Genomic DNA, 544 nt, shown 5'->3' on the forward strand with positions numbered 1-544 from the left:
TGCTCAAAAAATCAATAATACTATCATTACGATCGAGGTCTTGCCAGTTTCCATTTTGTTCTATCCGCCAGTTATACTGATATGGATTACCTGATTCATAACGTTCCCCTCCAGTAACACGCGCCCATAAAGCTCCGTCTTGAAATTGATCAACGGTGTCATCCAAATTGACATCCTGAAAATCGAAATATTCGTTGTCATTGTTACAGGAGATTTCATGGTATATCTCTATAGCAACAACAAGTGGACTCGGTTGTATAATTGGTAGCGCTGTGCTTGTAGCACTGCATCCTTGCTTATTGGTTGCATTAGTATGATGGGTATCAGTGGTAATTATAGTGTATGTTCCTTGTCCTAGACTGTGCAGAGTGATAAAGAATTCTTTGGTCGTATTATTAAATTCACTAAAATGTGTCAGTACCTCTTGTCCATTTTCATCTATCCATTGAAAATTGTATGAATCTCCATTGATGGGTGTTCCACCTGTAATGGTGGCTACAATTCTGCCATCCTCGAAGCCAAAGGCTCTAGGGTCATTTAGTTT

At 39.2% G+C, this 544-nt stretch carries 1 protein-coding gene; it reads right to left on the reverse strand.

Annotation, left to right across the window (positions count from 1 at the left end; genetic code table 11):
* Nucleotides 1-544 (reverse strand): hypothetical protein (locus SM447_RS29815; RefSeq protein ID WP_474576194.1); only part of this gene is annotated, 544 nt, incomplete at both ends.

It is taken from the genome of Micromonospora aridisoli, assembly GCF_056150025.1.